Origin of the sequence: Lysinibacillus sp. FJAT-14222 (genome assembly GCF_001278875.1) — a bacterium.
GTDB lineage: Bacteria > Bacillota > Bacilli > Bacillales_A > Planococcaceae > Lysinibacillus > Lysinibacillus agricola.
The window spans coordinates 12,850-28,580 of sequence record NZ_LIYL01000048.1; the positions used below are offsets into that span (position 1 = coordinate 12,850).

Annotated in this window: 25 protein-coding genes; 22 read left to right on the forward strand and 3 right to left on the reverse strand. The window is 34.8% G+C overall.

Annotated elements, in window-relative coordinates; all coding sequences use genetic code 11:
• Positions 1-19 precede the first annotated feature (19 nt).
• The 4 genes from AN161_RS20025 to AN161_RS20040 are packed head-to-tail and all read left to right on the forward strand — an operon-like array spanning position 20 to position 1,022.
• Positions 20-253: a hypothetical protein gene (locus AN161_RS20025; protein WP_053596099.1), complete on the forward strand. Its 234-nt coding sequence runs from the start codon at positions 20-22 to the stop codon at positions 251-253.
• 28 nt (positions 254-281) lie between these two features.
• Complete coding sequence (locus AN161_RS20030) at positions 282-497, forward strand: hypothetical protein (RefSeq protein ID WP_053596100.1); 216 nt, start codon at positions 282-284, stop codon at positions 495-497.
• Positions 497-718: a hypothetical protein gene (locus AN161_RS20035; protein WP_053596101.1), complete on the forward strand. Its 222-nt coding sequence runs from the start codon at positions 497-499 to the stop codon at positions 716-718. The genes AN161_RS20030 and AN161_RS20035 overlap by 1 nt, the downstream gene beginning before the upstream one ends.
• Entirely contained in the window at positions 705-1,022 is a 318-nt protein-coding gene (locus AN161_RS20040) for a hypothetical protein (RefSeq protein WP_053596102.1), read from the forward strand. The genes AN161_RS20035 and AN161_RS20040 overlap by 14 nt, the downstream gene beginning before the upstream one ends.
• A gap of 119 nt (positions 1,023-1,141) precedes the next feature.
• Here the strand turns inward: AN161_RS20040 and AN161_RS20045 are convergent, their stop codons facing one another.
• The 3 genes from AN161_RS20045 to AN161_RS20055 all read right to left on the reverse strand — a co-directional run bounded on the left by AN161_RS20045 (position 1,142) and on the right by AN161_RS20055 (position 2,762).
• The gene (locus AN161_RS20045; protein WP_053596103.1) at positions 1,142-1,339 is read right to left on the reverse strand and encodes a hypothetical protein; all 198 of its coding nucleotides are present in this window, start codon (positions 1,337-1,339) and stop codon (positions 1,142-1,144) included.
• A 633-nt stretch (positions 1,340-1,972) separates the two neighbouring features.
• Positions 1,973-2,293 carry a DUF4183 domain-containing protein gene (locus AN161_RS20050; RefSeq protein WP_053596104.1) on the reverse strand — a complete coding sequence of 107 codons (321 nt, stop codon included), beginning with the start codon at positions 2,291-2,293 and terminating at the stop codon, positions 1,973-1,975.
• Between the two features lie 49 nt (positions 2,294-2,342).
• Positions 2,343-2,762, reverse strand: coding sequence for a DUF4183 domain-containing protein (locus tag AN161_RS20055; protein ID WP_053596256.1), 420 nt, complete (start codon positions 2,760-2,762; stop codon positions 2,343-2,345).
• A gap of 198 nt (positions 2,763-2,960) precedes the next feature.
• Between AN161_RS20055 and AN161_RS20060 the strand changes: the two genes are divergently transcribed.
• The 18 genes from AN161_RS20060 to AN161_RS20145 all read left to right on the forward strand — a co-directional run bounded on the left by AN161_RS20060 (position 2,961) and on the right by AN161_RS20145 (position 15,509).
• Positions 2,961-3,482 carry a hypothetical protein gene (locus tag AN161_RS20060; RefSeq protein WP_053596105.1) on the forward strand — a complete coding sequence of 174 codons (522 nt, stop codon included), beginning with the start codon at positions 2,961-2,963 and terminating at the stop codon, positions 3,480-3,482.
• 92 nt (positions 3,483-3,574) lie between these two features.
• On the forward strand, positions 3,575-4,120 hold the full coding sequence (locus tag AN161_RS20065; protein WP_053596106.1) for a type II toxin-antitoxin system antitoxin SocA domain-containing protein: 546 nt from the start codon (positions 3,575-3,577) through the stop codon (positions 4,118-4,120).
• Positions 4,121-4,123: 3 nt separating this feature from the next.
• On the forward strand, positions 4,124-5,044 hold the full coding sequence (locus tag AN161_RS20070) for a hypothetical protein (RefSeq protein WP_053596107.1): 921 nt from the start codon (positions 4,124-4,126) through the stop codon (positions 5,042-5,044).
• A 248-nt stretch (positions 5,045-5,292) separates the two neighbouring features.
• Complete coding sequence (locus AN161_RS20075; RefSeq protein WP_053596108.1) at positions 5,293-6,033, forward strand: hypothetical protein; 741 nt, start codon at positions 5,293-5,295, stop codon at positions 6,031-6,033.
• A 300-nt stretch (positions 6,034-6,333) separates the two neighbouring features.
• Entirely contained in the window at positions 6,334-7,005 is a 672-nt protein-coding gene (locus tag AN161_RS20080; protein WP_053596109.1) for a hypothetical protein, read from the forward strand.
• Positions 7,006-7,165: 160 nt separating this feature from the next.
• Complete coding sequence (locus tag AN161_RS20085; protein ID WP_053596257.1) at positions 7,166-7,429, forward strand: HNH endonuclease signature motif containing protein; 264 nt, start codon at positions 7,166-7,168, stop codon at positions 7,427-7,429.
• Between the two features lie 2 nt (positions 7,430-7,431).
• Entirely contained in the window at positions 7,432-7,740 is a 309-nt protein-coding gene (locus AN161_RS20090) for a hypothetical protein (RefSeq protein ID WP_053596110.1), read from the forward strand.
• Between the two features lie 152 nt (positions 7,741-7,892).
• Positions 7,893-8,396 (forward strand): helix-turn-helix domain-containing protein, encoded by a 504-nt coding sequence (locus tag AN161_RS20095; protein WP_075807304.1) that lies wholly within the window; start codon positions 7,893-7,895, stop codon positions 8,394-8,396.
• Entirely contained in the window at positions 8,374-10,029 is a 1,656-nt protein-coding gene (locus tag AN161_RS20100; RefSeq protein WP_053596111.1) for a terminase TerL endonuclease subunit, read from the forward strand. The genes AN161_RS20095 and AN161_RS20100 overlap by 23 nt, the downstream gene beginning before the upstream one ends.
• A 12-nt stretch (positions 10,030-10,041) precedes the next feature.
• The gene (locus AN161_RS20105; RefSeq protein ID WP_053596112.1) at positions 10,042-11,190 is read left to right on the forward strand and encodes a phage portal protein; all 1,149 of its coding nucleotides are present in this window, start codon (positions 10,042-10,044) and stop codon (positions 11,188-11,190) included.
• A gap of 1 nt (position 11,191) precedes the next feature.
• A complete protein-coding gene (locus tag AN161_RS20110; RefSeq protein WP_053596113.1) occupies positions 11,192-11,917 on the forward strand; it encodes a head maturation protease, ClpP-related in 726 nt (241 codons plus the stop codon).
• 37 nt (positions 11,918-11,954) lie between these two features.
• Positions 11,955-13,142, forward strand: a complete 1,188-nt coding sequence (locus AN161_RS20115; RefSeq protein WP_053596114.1) for a phage major capsid protein — start codon at positions 11,955-11,957, stop codon at positions 13,140-13,142.
• A gap of 22 nt (positions 13,143-13,164) precedes the next feature.
• Positions 13,165-13,482, forward strand: coding sequence for a hypothetical protein (locus AN161_RS20120; protein ID WP_053596115.1), 318 nt, complete (start codon positions 13,165-13,167; stop codon positions 13,480-13,482).
• A 2-nt stretch (positions 13,483-13,484) separates the two neighbouring features.
• Positions 13,485-13,781 (forward strand): phage head-tail connector protein, encoded by a 297-nt coding sequence (locus AN161_RS20125; RefSeq protein WP_053596116.1) that lies wholly within the window; start codon positions 13,485-13,487, stop codon positions 13,779-13,781.
• Entirely contained in the window at positions 13,759-14,142 is a 384-nt protein-coding gene (locus AN161_RS20130) for a hypothetical protein (protein WP_053596117.1), read from the forward strand. Before AN161_RS20125 ends, AN161_RS20130 begins: the two co-directional genes overlap by 23 nt.
• Positions 14,105-14,506 carry a hypothetical protein gene (locus AN161_RS20135; RefSeq protein ID WP_053596118.1) on the forward strand — a complete coding sequence of 134 codons (402 nt, stop codon included), beginning with the start codon at positions 14,105-14,107 and terminating at the stop codon, positions 14,504-14,506. The genes AN161_RS20130 and AN161_RS20135 overlap by 38 nt, the downstream gene beginning before the upstream one ends.
• Positions 14,503-14,916, forward strand: coding sequence for a hypothetical protein (locus tag AN161_RS20140; RefSeq protein ID WP_053596119.1), 414 nt, complete (start codon positions 14,503-14,505; stop codon positions 14,914-14,916). The genes AN161_RS20135 and AN161_RS20140 overlap by 4 nt, the downstream gene beginning before the upstream one ends.
• Positions 14,916-15,509, forward strand: a complete 594-nt coding sequence (locus AN161_RS20145; RefSeq protein WP_053596120.1) for a hypothetical protein — start codon at positions 14,916-14,918, stop codon at positions 15,507-15,509. The genes AN161_RS20140 and AN161_RS20145 overlap by 1 nt, the downstream gene beginning before the upstream one ends.
• Positions 15,510-15,731: the final 222 nt, after the last annotated feature.

A 15,731-nucleotide genomic window follows, 5' to 3' on the forward strand; every position in this document is an offset into this window, starting at 1 on the left:
TGCAAGGGGCGTGTTGGGGATGTCCTTAGTTCAACAGTTAAATATCTTTGATTGTGATACTAACATTCAACAAAATGATTGGATATTTCAACGGTTAGAAGCTTTACAGATTGAGAGGACATTAAATGTAGGAGAACTGAAAATTAGCAGAACTGAAAGATTCTATGTCGTAGAAAAAGAAGCGGAATTTGAAGAGGTCTTTAGGAATATCGAACGTTGCTATGAATTTATAAACCAAAATTTATTACATTAAAAACTACTTTGTAAAGGGGTGAATTGTGATGGCGGAAAATTATTGGAGTGCTAAACATGGTGGTTATATCAAGTGTCTTGTTGAAGGGTGCAACCATGTAGGGATTATTATCACTACAGCGCACTGTCGATTAGAGCATGGAATGACACAGGAAGAAGTGCGAAAGAAATATGGTCTTCCAACGAATGTGTCGAAACTTAATCGGAAGCAGATTGAAAGTTTAAGGGAAGGAGCGGACAAATAATGACAACTGTTAAAACAATAGATTGGAGTAGATTAAACGGTAAAGTATTGAAAATTTATGTAACAGAGCCAAACGAGGCTGTAATCGGAATAGATGAAGAAACAGGGAAGTCTTATATGTTACGTCAAGAAAAGCCAGTGTTTTTTCTGCCAGGAACACTGACATTACATTCGAAAAAACGTAGCTGGTTCGGGAGGGGAATCGCTAATGATAGACATTAAAAATAAACGAATGGTTACAACACGAAAAGCTCATACGTGTTTTGGCTGTATAGAGGAAATCGAAAAAGGTGAAAGTGTGGTATATGTTGCGGCTAAAGAAGATGAACAACGCATGAATTTTCATTTGCATGAGGAATGTAACAAAACAATCGTAAAGGATTATTGGTTTTCAGGAAGCGGTCTATATTATGGCTGTATCAAAGATGCGAAGAAATCATTAGAAGACATAAACAACATTAAATTCACTCTTGATGAAGCATTGCCTTTCTCTATGATGAATCTTTGCAACCGATCGGAGGCGTAGGGTATTGAGATTTAAAAAATGGTTGTCGTTGCCGCTAGAAAGACGATTGATGGTAATTAGCAATGCGATTAATTCAATGGGAATTTTTAAACGCAATTGAAAGAAATTGTTCAGTAAAGTTATTTATCCTTTAGAGGTTTTACAAAGAATGAAATGAAAATAACAAAAACGCCCATAGAAATGTATATTAGTGCAACAGATTTATCTGGAATAGATGAATTGTATTCGAAGGTACCTGATACTCTGCTCCATCCGCGTGAAAATAAAAAGGTGCCTAAGAAAAATATAATCCATCCCATTGTAGACATTGTTTTCATTGCATAACAACTCCTGATATATAAGTTAATAACTTATATAAGGATAACATAATTAGGTAATATTTGAAAATATGGATTGATTCAATTACTGCACAATATGAGGAAAGAAATTATAAAAGGGTCACTGAGTTGGAAGTGACCCTAAGTGAGGGAGGGTGTGACGGTCAACCAACGCCACACAACCTAATAAGTGCGTGCGAAACACTCAAAATTAATTTGTGCAAATTGATGTTACCTATACATTAAAAAATTTGCAGCTTCGTCGGTTAAATTATGTATTGGCGGGATAGCGGTGTGTAATAACAACTTGGGCGATGCAATGCAACAGGTTGCTATCCCAAAACTAATGTATGTAATCGGATTTAAAAACATTACTATAAAATTTGTGTAAACGATGAAAAAAGCTATCTCCTTAAGAAGAAATGGCTAAAATGGAAATTTAAAGAATCGGAGAAAAGAGGGATACACTATATAATGCTTTCTCTATGAATATATCCAGGCTTTTGACAGGTAATTAAAAACAAATCAATGTAAAGGGTCACTTGGGATAAAAGTGACCCTAAACACCAAAATAGAAGAAAGGCTAGAAAGCTTCATACTATTAAAACTTATGATTTGGAATGAAATTAATCATTAAGTTTGTGTAACTAATTCTACAGCTTCTACTACTAATGGAGTTCCGGCTCCGATTGTACCAGCAACACCGTTAAAAGTTAACTCAGTTGCAGAAATCGTATAAGAACCACCTTCCTGTAATACGCCGTTAATATAGAAATTATAGTAACCGTTCGCTACTACTGGAAAGGCAGTCGCAGCAGTCCCACTATCATTTAGAAAGGCAGTTGCAGCGATTGTAGTACCATCAGCAACTGTTAAATCTGCTGCTAACACATCAAAAAATCTTGTGGAAGTACCATTAACGTTTACATGAATATTAATAATTGAAAGTGCCATTTTTTTCACCTCCTTTCAAGGGAAAAATATTATCTAGAAGATTTTTATTTCACATTTGTTGGAATCCCAAAGATTCTATAATGATTGGAGTTCCCGCAAAAATCGTTGTATTAAATGGGTTAAGGGTTAACGAATCTGGAGTTACTTTATATGCACCGCCCTCTTGCATCACTGCATTAATGTAAAGATTGACATAGCCATTGGGATTAAAAAGTTTGAATTCTGATACTGGATCGCCATTATCATCTGTAAATAAATTAGCTAGAAGGGTTACCCCATTTGTTAAATCAATATCTTCTGTAACAATATAGAAATATCTATTTATTGTTGGAATAATAGTTCCTCCAGGGGTAACCACTGGAGGAGGTTGAATAGAACATATGTCAACAGCTTTTATACGGGGCCAAAGAACTCGGTTATTTTCACAACAACTGTCACAAATCAATTTTTGTGGGTCCATTTTTTTCATTATTTTTTCACCTCCCTTTTGCACATGTTGTTGCCCCCGTACAGTGAAAAATTTTCAAAAAAATCTATCTTGTTTTCACTTATATTTTATGAATTAAGATTGGAAGGTGATTGGCAATATGTCTATTAAAGAAGAATTAAATTTATATTTTTAAGCGGAAGCAAGTATAAATCGGGTAGAATGAAACGGGGTGTACTAATGAGTAATCTTGAACAAGAACAAATAACTGCTATAGCAGAGATAGCAATATCAAAGTTTAATGAACTGCAACAAGAGGAAAAAACTAGACGTTTAGACAGACGGTTATTTAATACAAAGATATTATTGAAAAACTACCGCCATTTAAAAATGTACTGTGATGAAATGAAAGAGACAGTGGATATTGATGAGGGAGAACCAGATGATTTATTCACCACTGATAAGGAATATTTATCATTAGAATCAATAAAAAGAAGTGAAGCTCGTACACTTGCTATGATGCGTTTTATCGATAATATGATTAAAGTATATGAAATGGACTGTAAGCACTTAGGAGCCGAAGAGGTACGGAGGTACAATACATTAATGCATTTCTATATTACTGAAGAAAAGAAAACTTGTGCTGAAATAGCAGAGTTGCACCATGTCCATGAACGTACTGCTCAAAGGGATTTAAAAGAAGCGGTCCATGCGATGTCGGTGTTGTTCTTTGGCACAGATGGATTACGTCTTTCTTGGTAATTAGTGTGACTTGGATGGAATGTATTGAGAATATGTTGGAAAATTGATAAACTGTAATTGAAGATGATTAGTTCTAAAAAGGAGGAGCACGCATGGTTAGACCATATGATGCAAATACAATAGCAGATTTTGTTATTCAAGACTCATCATCTAGAGGGACACCTGTTAGCAATTTAAAGTTACAGAAAATCTTATATTTTTTACAAGCAAAATATTTAACTGAATTCAATAAGAAATTATTTCATAATGAAATTCAAAAGTGGAAGTATGGTCCGGTAGTTCCGGACGTATACTTCCGTTTTGATCATTATGGAGCTTCAAATATTGAAGAAGTTCCGAAGGAAATTGATTTTAGTGAATTTTTTGATTTTTTTTCTAGCCAAGAAGAAACATTTCTATTTGAATCAGAAGATGATAAAGAAGAAGTCGCAGACGAAGATAAGCAAATGATTAAAGATGCATTAACTAATTTACTGCCTTACGATCCATTTCGATTAGTGCACCTTACTCATGAACATAAAGCTTGGTTAAATGATTCTTCAAAGATTGCTAATGGTGAAAAAGATATCTCATATTCAGATGATGAAATACGCTTTGATTTTATTACAAATCCAAAATTTCAAATTTGGAGTAAATAAATAATGAAACAATCTAACTCTAATCAAGAAAAATTATATTTGACTTTAGTGAGAGTGGTGAATAATCAGAATGCTATCGATGAAAGTATTTATAAAAAAACCACTCCACTTATACATACAGTATTAAAGAGTGAAATAGAAATTGATTATCCAGCTATATTTAGTATGGTTATTAAGAATAACTTAAAGTCAGAGGAAATTGAGGGAATATTACAAATTTTGATGACTGCTGCTAATAGTATTGAAAGTGGTCAGGAAGAAATAGCGGAGAAAATTCAAAAAATAGCAAGGCATTTCAAATTATCGTTTAATCAGAAAGAGTACTTTGAGTCTTTAAAAGTAGATTATGAAAAAGATTTAGAGTCGAAAGTAGGATTTTACATTGGTGAAGTAGTAAATGAAATGAATAAGTCAAAGATAAAAATGATTGATGACATTAATGAATCCAAAAAAGAAGTAAGTAAATTATACCCTCAGTTCATTACAATATTAGGGATTTTTACAGCTGTAGTTTTAAGTGTATTTGGTGGAATGACTCTTCTATCTGAATCATTTTCTAAAATAAATCAAGTTCCTATTTGGAAGGTAGTAATAATTTCTAGCATTGTAGCACTAGCAACTTTAAGTATGCTCTTTTTACTTACTAGATGGGTAAATGTTGTTATAAGTAAATCATTCAATTATGATACAGAGAAAGATCTTATGAAGGTCCTTAGTAATAATGGTGCCTTTACGATTGGTTTTGTAACATTTGTTTACTTAATTATTGCAGCTGTTGTATTTAGTTCTGAAAGTAATAAGCAAAAGCTAAAATCTTTGACAGAAGTATGGGATTCTTGGCCAATAATAATTGTACTATGCATACCATTAATCATAATGGTAGCGATGTTTTTGAAAATATTAGATGACAGAGTGTCTAAATGAACAAACTTAAATTAAATATTATATCGTCGTAAACGTGTCGTTTTAAATGCATTTTAAATATTGTATAGTGTAAATGTAGAGTAAGTGGACTTACTCATTAGTCTTCCAACTAAATAGACGTTTGCAAAAACGTCAACACTACAGAGTCACATCTAACAAGGTGTGGCTTTTTATTATGCTAATTTAATTAAGGTAAAAAAATCGTTATAATTATTAAAGTTAGATTTTAATTAAAGGAGGTGTTGAATTTGAAAGAGGTAATTACACTAATTATATTCACAGTTCCTGGACTATTAACGTACTTTTGGATAAATTTATTTGGAATAACACCAACCACTAAAAGAGAAAATAGTGAAGTAGTTGCAATAAGTATTTTATTATGGATTCCGATTGTATCTGTAGTATTAACGATTTATAATTCACTTGCATTAATGTCTCGATGGACTGTGATACAGCCGAATTTTGATTTTCCGCTTTTAAAAAAAGACTGGATGTATGTTGATAATTTAGAAAGCCTGATTAAATTATCAGGAAGCGTATGGTTTATATTGTTCTATATTTCAATCACGATTGTAGTTAGTTTTTATTTAGCGAAATTTATTTCAAAAAATGCATACAAAAAAATGTTGGACAAAATAAATGAAGTAAGAGAAAAAAATAATATTGCCCCTTTAAATGTGCATACAACAGTATGGGATTCCACTTTTTTGAATAATGAAGGGCAAATAATAGAGTTTAAGAAATACGGAGAATCTACATCTATGATTGGACTTTTAATAAAAGTGCCTCGAGCACATGAAAGTGGAAAATCAATAGTACTCGAGGCAGTTGATCATTGGACAAAAATTATGGAATATTACGATGTTCAAATTGATCAGACTTATGTAGATATTGATAATGGAATTGTCATAAATATCTACAATTTAAATAGCGCCCTAGAAGCGCAAGATTTGTTCAACGATAGGTTTCCTAATGGACTTACTTCTTAGGTGTTACCGGTTTTGGGGGTCTGCTGGTAAATGAGGGTTTATCAACAGAGTCATTAATTTTACGTGGTGTTACAGTATTAGGGTTAGAAAGTTTACTAGTTGGTCTCTTGTTCATGTTATCACCTCCTTTCCCTTATTATAACAGGGAATCTATCTATAAATAGCGTTATCCGGTCACATCTAACAGGTGTGACTTTTTATTATTGCTTAACACAATCAATCAGGACTACATTCATAAGAGTGTAGTCTTTATTTCGTTCCCATGATACTATCAATTTAGTAAATTTTGGGGGTATTTTAGTGAATAAAAGTGAGAAATTATTAGTAAATGTTTTGATTTCACTAGCTGGACTTACAATTAGTGTAGTAGTAGTTCTTACAATTATTGCGTATCAAATTGGTGTTGGTGAACTCGAAAAACCTAATAGAATTGCTATAATTAGCGGCTTATTAAGCATGGTTGGTGGAATTGCTGGAGCATTTGGCGCATATTTTGTTGCTACATACCAAATGAAAAAACAAATAGAACATGATAAGAAAAAAGAAGAAAGACAGAAGAAAGAAAATATTTTACACAATTTAGTAATTTTGAAACGTTTAAATGATGAAGCAATGGAATTTGTCAGATTTTTTGCTGAACAACATTCTAATCCTTCCTATGATAGTGAATTACGGACCAATATAAGATTTAGAGAAAAAGATCTTTTTTGGATAGTCAATAATGTTAATAGTATTAACTATGAGATATTAAGAGAAGGATACATTACTGATTATCTAAAATTTAGTAGGGAAATAAATAACATGTATATTGATATTGAAGGCTTAGAAAGAATCCCAGATACTTATTTGGCAAGAAGAGTATTAGGATTACGAAGGATAATATTGGAAAGGAATGAGAACCTTATATTATTTGATAGGTACTTAAAAAGCCATATAAATATTATTCAAAAACAGATTGAAGAATTAGTTTAGAAATAGTCATATTACTTTATGTGGCTTTTTATTATGCCATGAAGTCCGATGGATGTATCGAATGGATCTTGCGAGTAGACTATGAATTGTGGAGGGATGAACAATGATTAAAGAAGCACGTAAGCAAGAGCTCATCTCGTTCATATTTAGCGGTGAGCTTATGAAGTTCTATAAATCAAATGAGTGGATGTCTTTACGCAAAGAAGCATTAAAGCGTGACAACTTTGAATGTCAATTATGTAAAGCAGCTGGTCGCTATCATAAGGCCGAGAACGTTCATCACATGAAGGAAGTCAAGACGCATCCACAGCTGTCATTGACTCTAAATAACTTACAATGTTTATGTATTAAATGCCACAATGAAGTACATGATCGTTTGGAATCAACACGTAAAAATAAATATACAAATGACGAGAGGTGGTAGGGATGCAACTTACTGATGGCACATGGACATATGATACAGATGTTATCAATGTTGCAGTTACAAATGAGTATCGTGATTGGTATGAGCGAGACATGCTGAATGCCTTTATTCGTTACGCTTACTATCGATACAAACAGATAAGAGATTGTGTTAATGCTCGTAAGTGCAAGCACATGACGATTGATAAAGTGCGTGAGAAATTAAACTCAACTGATAAAATACGATTCACGTGTGAGCTGTTATCAGTTTCGGCTGAAGAAATTTGGTACATCATTGACTTCGCTGATCAGCATTTGAAATACGTAAAATAAATACCCCCCGGTCAAAAAATTTCCGATTTATTAAGGGATTCATTCAACGAGTAGGGTTCATGGGAGAAAATATTTTTTGATTTCCACGTAGTAATTGCACCCTATGTAAGCGTGCATAAATATTCATGAAGGAAGGTGGGCGGTGAGGATGCATGAAACATGAAATGGCGTATGAAGATTGGCTAAAAGGCATGAAATATAAGGACATTGCTGAAAAATATGGTGTGAAAGAAAACACAGTTAAGTCATGGTATAAAAGATACAATTGGAAAGAAAAAAAGGAAAATAGTGCACACGAAAGTGTGCGTGTTGAGATAGTCGATGCACCACCGTCCATCGAATTAGTACCTAGTCATAATAAATTACGATTACTAATTGAAAGGGATCTAAAAGATCAACTCAAGTTGCGAGGTCTTGATCAATCATATTACATTGATTTAGTCGATGATTATATGGCCCTTTGGGATGTTAAAAACCTCTTAATCGAGGATATTAATGAACGAGGTGTCGTTGTACCTGGCATGTACGTGGAAAAGAAGAATGATAGCGTAGCTGAATTGAATAAGACAAACGCACAAATGTTACGCATACTCGCTGAACTGGGATTGAAAGCAGCGGATATGGAGAATGTGGATGATGAAGATGACGAATTATAAATATCATCCTTACATCGATGATTATATTAACGGTGTCAGAAGCGGAAAGTATATCGTATCTGAAAATGTCAAATTGCTTGTAGAATTAGTGGATCGTAAGCTGCAACAGCCAAATGTAAGTATTGAAACGAATGAAATAACAGAAGCGAAGGAATTTATTGAACGCTATTTCCCATTCAAACTGTATCCAGCACAGCTATTTGTGTTGGCATGTATGGTTGGACTTTTTTATGAAGATGGGACATTAGTATTTAATGAATTCTTTTTAATGTGGGGACGTGGGGCAGGCAAAAACGGTTTTATTGCTGCTATCAGTAAATACTTTATAGCAAAGCAGGGCGTCAGAGGGTATAACGTTGACATTGTTGCAACCTCTGAAAAACAAGCAAAAACCTCGTTTAATGATGTATACGACATTTTAGATGATCGTAAAGAAAAGATGAAGAAACACTTTAAGTGGACCAAAGAAGAAATAAAGCATATAAAATCAAAATCGATATTAACTTATCATACGAATAATGCCAAAACAAAGGATGGATTGCGTCCAGGTGCGATAATTTTTGATGAGGTCCATGAGTATGAGTCGTATGACAATATCAAAGTATTTACTTCAGCTCTTGGTAAAGTGCCACTGGGAAGACGTATCTATATCACAACTGACGGATATGTACGTGGTGGTGTACTCGATGATTTTAAAGCTGAAGCAGATATGATTTTGAAAGGCGAGCTTCCTAACTCGCGAATGTTCCCGTTTCTTGCACATCTTGACGATGAAGAGGAAATGCATGATGTGGCCATGTGGGAAAAGGCGAATCCAGGAATCAACTTTTTACCACATTTAAAATCAGAAATGCTGCTAGAGTATGATAATTTAAAAACTAGACCTTCTTTACGAATTGAATTTATTACGAAACGTATGAACATGCCATTTATGTTGTCTGCAAATGGCGTTACGGATTGGCCGAAGTTAGAAGCGGCTAGTAAATCATTGCCAGACCTAAAAGGATTAGAATGTATCGGTGGCGTCGACTATGCAGATATACGTGATTTTGTAGGGGTAGGATTACTATTTAAACATGAAGGAAAACGTTTTTGGATACATCATACATTTATCAATCATCGTAGTTTAAAGTTGTATGATTTTAAAATTGATATTGATTTGGCGGTGCAACAAGGACTAGCCACTATTATTTATGAAGAAACAAATAGTCCAGAAAAAATCGCTAATTGGTTCCTTGAACAGTCGAAAAAATATCGGATAAAAACGGTTGCAGCGGACCATGTAAAATTTGCTCATTTAGAAGAAAAATTTAAAGACTATGGGCTAGATCTTATTAAGGCGCGCAAAGGTTCACTAACTCACACGATATTAGAGCCAGTTATTGAAGAAATGTTCTCACATGAAAAGATACTGTGGGGAGATGATTTCATGATGCGTTGGTATACGTGGAATACGTATGTGAAACGAGATGGAAAAGGAAATATTACTTATGAAAAAATTGAGCCGGAATTACGAAAGACTGACGGCTTTTTTGCATTCTTGCACGCGCTGCAGCATGAAAACTTATTAACTGAAAAGCGAATTATCACAAAAGAAAATGTAGCAAAAGCATTTAAAACATACAGCTATTAGGAGGTGAGAATATTGAGTTTATGGGGATGGGTGAAGCGATTCTTTAAAAACGGCCAATTAGAAAGCTTAAAAGATTGCTATTATGAACTGTCAGCTGAGTATTATTACAAGAAACTAGCTGTAGAAACATGTGTAAACTTAATCGCTAATGCCTTATCAAGATGTGAAATTAAGACATTCAAAGAAGGTAAAGCACACAGAGGAAACATGTACTACGCTTTAAATGTGCAGCCAAACCAAAATCAAAATGCGACTGCTTTCTTTCATAAAGCAATCAGAAAACTTATCTATGATGGCGATTGTTTAATTATTATGCAGAATAACAACTTCTATATAGCTGATAGCTTTAATGTGGAAGAGTTTGCATTCTATGAGAATAAATATTCTGGTATCCAAATTGGTGATTTAACGATGGACAAGACATTTGTAGAATCCGAAGTCATTCGTTTGAAGTTGACGGATACAAAAATACTATCTGTCATAAATGATTTGTATGAATCTCATGGAAGAATGATTGAGGCAGCTAAGAGTTACTACAAGCTTAAAAATAATAAGCGTGTATTAGTAAAAGGTGATTTTTTAAGACCGCAAGATGATAAAACGCAAGAAGCAATTGACGATATGTTTGAAACACAATTGAAAAATTGGTTTGATCCAGATAAGAAAAGCGTTGCTTTCCAACTACAAGAAGGCTTTGAACTTGAAGATATGTCAGACGCTAAAGTCGGATTAACGATTGACAGTCGAGACATTAGTAATCTTATAGATGACATTTTTAATTATGTGGCGATGGCTTTTCATGTACCACGTGGTCTACTCAAAGGTGATTTAGCGGACATCGATAAACAAACGGACAACTTAATTATGTTTGCCATCAATCCGCCTGCCGAGATGATGGAGGACGAAATTAATCGCAAGGCTTACTCCAAAGAAGAATATTTAAACCGCACGTATTTAAAGATTGATACGTCGAAAATCAAAGTATCGGACATTACAGAGCTAGCAACCGCATTAGATAAAATGTTTGCAATCGGATTTACGCTAAATGAAATTTTTGAAGAAATGGGGCGCGAAACGGTAGATGATCCAATTGCGAATATAAGACATATTACTAAAAATTATCAAACAGTTGAACAGGCATTGAAAGGGGGTGAAACTTAACATGAAAAATCGTTTAAAGCAATTTAAAAATCAACAATATGCTGAACAAATTCCAGAAATTAAAAAGCAACTATCCGCAAAAAAAATTGATGCGTCCACCACTGAAATTGTCATCTATGGCGACATTGGGGAAAGCTGGTGGTACGATTCTATTTCTGCAAGTGATATTGATTCATTATTAAAAGATGTAACGACTGACAATATTACGGTTCGTATTAACAGTCCTGGCGGTGACGCTTTTGACGGTATTACAATTTACAATCGCTTGAAGGATCATAATGCTGAAGTGAAAATTATTGTAGATGGTTGGGCTTGTTCTGCAGCATCTATTATAGCGATGGCAGCGGATGAACTTGTAATGAATACAGGATCAATGTTGATGATTCACGAAGCATCTACAGGTATTTGGGGAACTAAAAAAGATTTAGAAAAAGAAGCTGAGTTATTATCTAAGCTCGATAGATCTTTGGTAGACATCTATATGACGAAGGCAATAGTAGAGCGTGAAGAAATCGAGCAGATGGTCAATAATGAGACATGGTTTACTGCTGATGAAGCTATTGCAATTGGCTTCGCCTCAACTTCAATTGTGAAAGACACAGCCGATGACGACGAAACCAAAACAGATGCAGAAGCATTTAAAAATAGTGTCCTTGCACGTTTTAAGCAAGAGTCATCACCAAAACAAAATATTTTAACAAAATTCCAACGCAACTCAATTGAGTAGGCGTTTTTATTTTATTCAAAAACAGGAGGTCATTTATATGACAGGTATTAAAAATTTAGATAATGAACCAAAAGTTATCGAAAATAAAGAAGCTCAAGTGGCAGCTCTAAAAGCAGCATTTGAAAGCGCTGATCCAAACGAAGTTGCAGCTCGAATTGTTGAGAATTATGAAAGTAATATGCTACACTTCCAAGATTTAATGAATACGACAATCCGCGAGGCCAATCGTGCAAACGAGCAACAATGGGACAATGCTGTATTAGCATCACGAGGCATACGTACATTGACGACAGAGGAGAAGAAATTTTATAACGCTGCAATTGATGTGCAATCATTTGACGGTGTATCTACATTTGTACCACCAACTGTATATGAACGTGTATTCGAAGATTTAGCAATGGACCATCCATTATTGTCACGCGTTAATTTTCAGCGCGTCGGTGCAAATACGCAATGGGTAGTGCGTAAGGAAGGGGCAACAACAGCCTTCTGGGGAGATGTATGCGATGAAATCAAAGAAATGGTTGACCATGGATTTGAAACAATCGAGCAAGGTATGTATAAACTTTCTGGATTTTTAGTTGTCTGCAAAGCAATGTTCGAACTTGGACCCGAATGGTTAGATCGTTATGTACGTGCATTTTTAACAGAAGTTATTTCAACAGAGTTAGAAAATGTCATTGTTAAAGGGACCGGTAAAAAACAACCGATCGGTATGATAAAAAATTTAGCAGGTGCTATTGTGGATGGCGCATATCCAGATAAAGACAAAGTAACTTTGGATGTTTTCACACCTCAAGAAATCGGTGAAAAAATATTGGCACCAACAACAAAAAGCGGTACACGTAGTTATACGGGCGTATCATTAATCATTAACCCGTTCGATTATGCGACAAAATTATTTGCATATGGGGCAAAACAACGGGATGACGGTTCTTGGACACATAATAATTTTGCTATTCCTGGTTTGGAAATCATTCAATCGCCAGCTGTACCATTGAACACAATGATTTCCGGTAAACCGAAAGATTATTTCATGGGTGTAGCTGGTGAAACAAAATTAGAATCTACTGACGTATTACGTTTAATTGAAGATCAACGTTTATATTTAACTCGTCAATTAACAAACGGTCGTCCACTTGATAATGATTCGTTCATCGTATTTGATATTACAAATATGGCTATCAACAACACAGCCACTACAAATACACCAGACACACCTTAATTAATTTGGGAGGGAAACGAACATGATTACAGCAAAAGTAGTAAATCCATTTAAAGCGCTTGAACATGATGGCCATATGTATAAGGCTGGTGACACATATCCAGCTGAAGGTTATATGGCTGATGAGGAACGTGTGTATTTTTTAACGGGTGTACATCCTGAGTATAAAAAAATCTATCTTGCCGATGTATTAATCAATGAACAAGAAGAAACAAAAGAACAAGTGTCAGAGTTTCCAAAGCACACAGGAAAAGGCTATTATGAGCTTTCTGACGGCACTAAAGTAAAAGGTAAAGAGGAAGCTATTGAAGCTGAAAATGCATTAAAAAGCGGTGAATAACCATGCCTGAATTACTTAAAGAATTAAAAGGTCGTTTACGAATTACCTGGGATGATGAAGATGCTGAATTAGAACGTATCATTAATAGAGCAAAGTCTTACTTAGAAAAATTAACGAGTAAGGCTTTTTCTTTTGAATTGGATCAATGGGAAACAGAGCTACTACTCGAGCGTTGCCGTTATGTTTACAATAATGCAGCGGATGAATTTGAGAAGAACTTTGCAGATGAACTCAAGCGTCTAATACTACATGTCGCCTTAGAGAAGAGGGCTGTTGATGGTGAACAAGAAGATCCGTGATGTTTTAAACGATGGTTATATTCAATATGGCACAAAGGAAACTGGGCGGTCCGCGAAGAGGAAACGAATCGGTGAAAAATTTGTTCCAATAGGTCGGCTTGCTTATCAAGAGATGTCGTGTCGTGATGAAGATTATGAAACGGCAAAAGTATTAAGTGCTGTTTTGAGCTTGAAAATTCGCACGCTCTGTCCTCCTCAATTACGCAAATTTGATAAAAGTAAATTGAAAGTCATTGTAGAAGGCATAGAGTACGATGTCATAAAGGTAGATAGTGACCGTGAAAAGATGTATCTTTATTTTTATTTGCAGGAGGTGGGAGCACATGAGCAAAACGAAAATCAAGATGCAGGAACAGATTGATGCTTTACTTACAGCGTTAAACACCTTTGATATTCCTGTTTTTGAGGATGATCTAGCAGAGGATGAAGAAACTCAGTTTAAGAAAAAGAACTATCATTTCTTTGTTTATGAAACAGGTGACATGAATAAAAATGATGATAATAGGTCTATCAGTCAAGATGTAGTTATCTATTACTATTCAGAAAACCGTGACGACATTGACGAACGTACGATTGATATTATTACAGAACTATCTAACTTACCTCGCATGTCTTTGAAACGTACCCAAAAACAAAGATTAAAAAGAAAAGATACGGATAACTATGTTGATAGAATTGTGTTTTTGTATCAACGCAGAATTGTAACTGGGTGTGTTGAATTATGAGGTCACTAGTTGAATTTGATGATTTAACTTCTTTGGAAGAAACAATTAAGGCGTTACCGGGTCGGGCTGAGAAAGCCATTAACAAAGTTCTACACACGGATGCTATTGAGATTGCTACAAAAGAAATGTCCAATCTTTTACCCGTTTCAAATGTTGCCAATAAGAGACATGCGAAAGAAAGTAATTGGTCAACAAGTGAGGAACATAATTTGGGGTTTGTTGTGAAAACAAAGGGAGGAGCCGCCAATAAAAAAGGTAGTTTTGGATACTTGGTTTTCCCTGATGAAGGTCGAGGACCTTCGAATCCCTGGTCACAGCATTTTAGTGATCGTTCATTACAGAAATCAACGCCTAAAATTTTAGAGAAATTACATGGCGCATTAGAAGAATTAATAGAGGAGGGCTTATAATGACAAAACAAGTAATTGAGCAATTTGATGCGTGGAATATCAAAAACGCATCGATTCAATTTATGAAAGGAGGCAAACAAGAACCAGGTACAAAATTTGGTTGTGTAGGTACGATCGCATCTGAACCTGAGACAACCGTTTTATCGAAAAAATGTGGCCGTGCAATAATTGCGGAAAAAACCGTGACAATAAAGCTAAATGTAACAGTTAGTGTCCATGTACCTGTACAAGTTTTACGTGACTATTTCGGTTTATCTAATGAGGATTTAAAGCCTGGTATCTATAGTTATGGCTCCAATTCATTAGGTAAAGACTTTGTATTTACAGCTGATGTGGTAGATGAATTTGAGGACCTCACAAAATTAATTGCATTCCCTAAAGCATCTAATGCTGGTGGTTTTACCATCAACATTGATACGTCCCAAGAAGAGTTAGCGATGTTGGAACTAGCATTTAGTGCAGTTGCTGATGCAAATGGCCAATTCTACTATGAGGCGATTACAGCTGAGTTAGAAGATCCAGAAATTGCGGAAACTTGGCATACAAACTTCACACGAAAATTAGTCGAGAAAACTGAACCAGATACACCTTAATTGAACGCTTATTGTAGCTTTGTAAAAAAGATTGATACAATCATCTCTTTAGTTAGAGGTGATTTTCAACTAGATATTTGTTGAATTTAATGTGAAGATTGTGAAGAAATGTACTTAAACTCCCATGAAAGAACTTAATCATCTTTCATTTTCTGTGGTGTAGCGCTGGTTTTTGCGCTACATGGATGGCTAACGGGGCAGAATAGTTTAATAAGCGTTTGG

Coding starts and splice junctions, on each gene's coding strand:
- AN161_RS20100 (WP_053596111.1), top strand. CDS start 8,374: ATGATGAAGATGACGAATTATAAATATCATCCTTACATCGATGATTAT.
- AN161_RS20050 (WP_053596104.1), bottom strand. CDS start 2,293: ATGGCACTTTCAATTATTAATATTCATGTAAACGTTAATGGTACTTCC.
- AN161_RS20055 (WP_053596256.1), bottom strand. CDS start 2,762: ATGAAAAAAATGGACCCACAAAAATTGATTTGTGACAGTTGTTGTGAA.
- AN161_RS20065 (WP_053596106.1), top strand. CDS start 3,575: ATGGTTAGACCATATGATGCAAATACAATAGCAGATTTTGTTATTCAA.
- AN161_RS20115 (WP_053596114.1), top strand. CDS start 11,955: ATGACAGGTATTAAAAATTTAGATAATGAACCAAAAGTTATCGAAAAT.
- AN161_RS20045 (WP_053596103.1), bottom strand. CDS start 1,339: ATGAAAACAATGTCTACAATGGGATGGATTATATTTTTCTTAGGCACC.
- AN161_RS20095 (WP_075807304.1), top strand. CDS start 7,893: ATGAAACATGAAATGGCGTATGAAGATTGGCTAAAAGGCATGAAATAT.
- AN161_RS20140 (WP_053596119.1), top strand. CDS start 14,503: ATGAGGTCACTAGTTGAATTTGATGATTTAACTTCTTTGGAAGAAACA.
- AN161_RS20130 (WP_053596117.1), top strand. CDS start 13,759: ATGGTGAACAAGAAGATCCGTGATGTTTTAAACGATGGTTATATTCAA.
- AN161_RS20060 (WP_053596105.1), top strand. CDS start 2,961: ATGAGTAATCTTGAACAAGAACAAATAACTGCTATAGCAGAGATAGCA.
- AN161_RS20120 (WP_053596115.1), top strand. CDS start 13,165: ATGATTACAGCAAAAGTAGTAAATCCATTTAAAGCGCTTGAACATGAT.
- AN161_RS20025 (WP_053596099.1), top strand. CDS start 20: ATGTCCTTAGTTCAACAGTTAAATATCTTTGATTGTGATACTAACATT.
- AN161_RS20135 (WP_053596118.1), top strand. CDS start 14,105: ATGAGCAAAACGAAAATCAAGATGCAGGAACAGATTGATGCTTTACTT.
- AN161_RS20110 (WP_053596113.1), top strand. CDS start 11,192: ATGAAAAATCGTTTAAAGCAATTTAAAAATCAACAATATGCTGAACAA.
- AN161_RS20125 (WP_053596116.1), top strand. CDS start 13,485: ATGCCTGAATTACTTAAAGAATTAAAAGGTCGTTTACGAATTACCTGG.
- AN161_RS20090 (WP_053596110.1), top strand. CDS start 7,432: ATGCAACTTACTGATGGCACATGGACATATGATACAGATGTTATCAAT.
- AN161_RS20070 (WP_053596107.1), top strand. CDS start 4,124: ATGAAACAATCTAACTCTAATCAAGAAAAATTATATTTGACTTTAGTG.
- AN161_RS20085 (WP_053596257.1), top strand. CDS start 7,166: ATGAAGTTCTATAAATCAAATGAGTGGATGTCTTTACGCAAAGAAGCA.
- AN161_RS20040 (WP_053596102.1), top strand. CDS start 705: ATGATAGACATTAAAAATAAACGAATGGTTACAACACGAAAAGCTCAT.
- AN161_RS20030 (WP_053596100.1), top strand. CDS start 282: ATGGCGGAAAATTATTGGAGTGCTAAACATGGTGGTTATATCAAGTGT.
- AN161_RS20035 (WP_053596101.1), top strand. CDS start 497: ATGACAACTGTTAAAACAATAGATTGGAGTAGATTAAACGGTAAAGTA.
- AN161_RS20145 (WP_053596120.1), top strand. CDS start 14,916: ATGACAAAACAAGTAATTGAGCAATTTGATGCGTGGAATATCAAAAAC.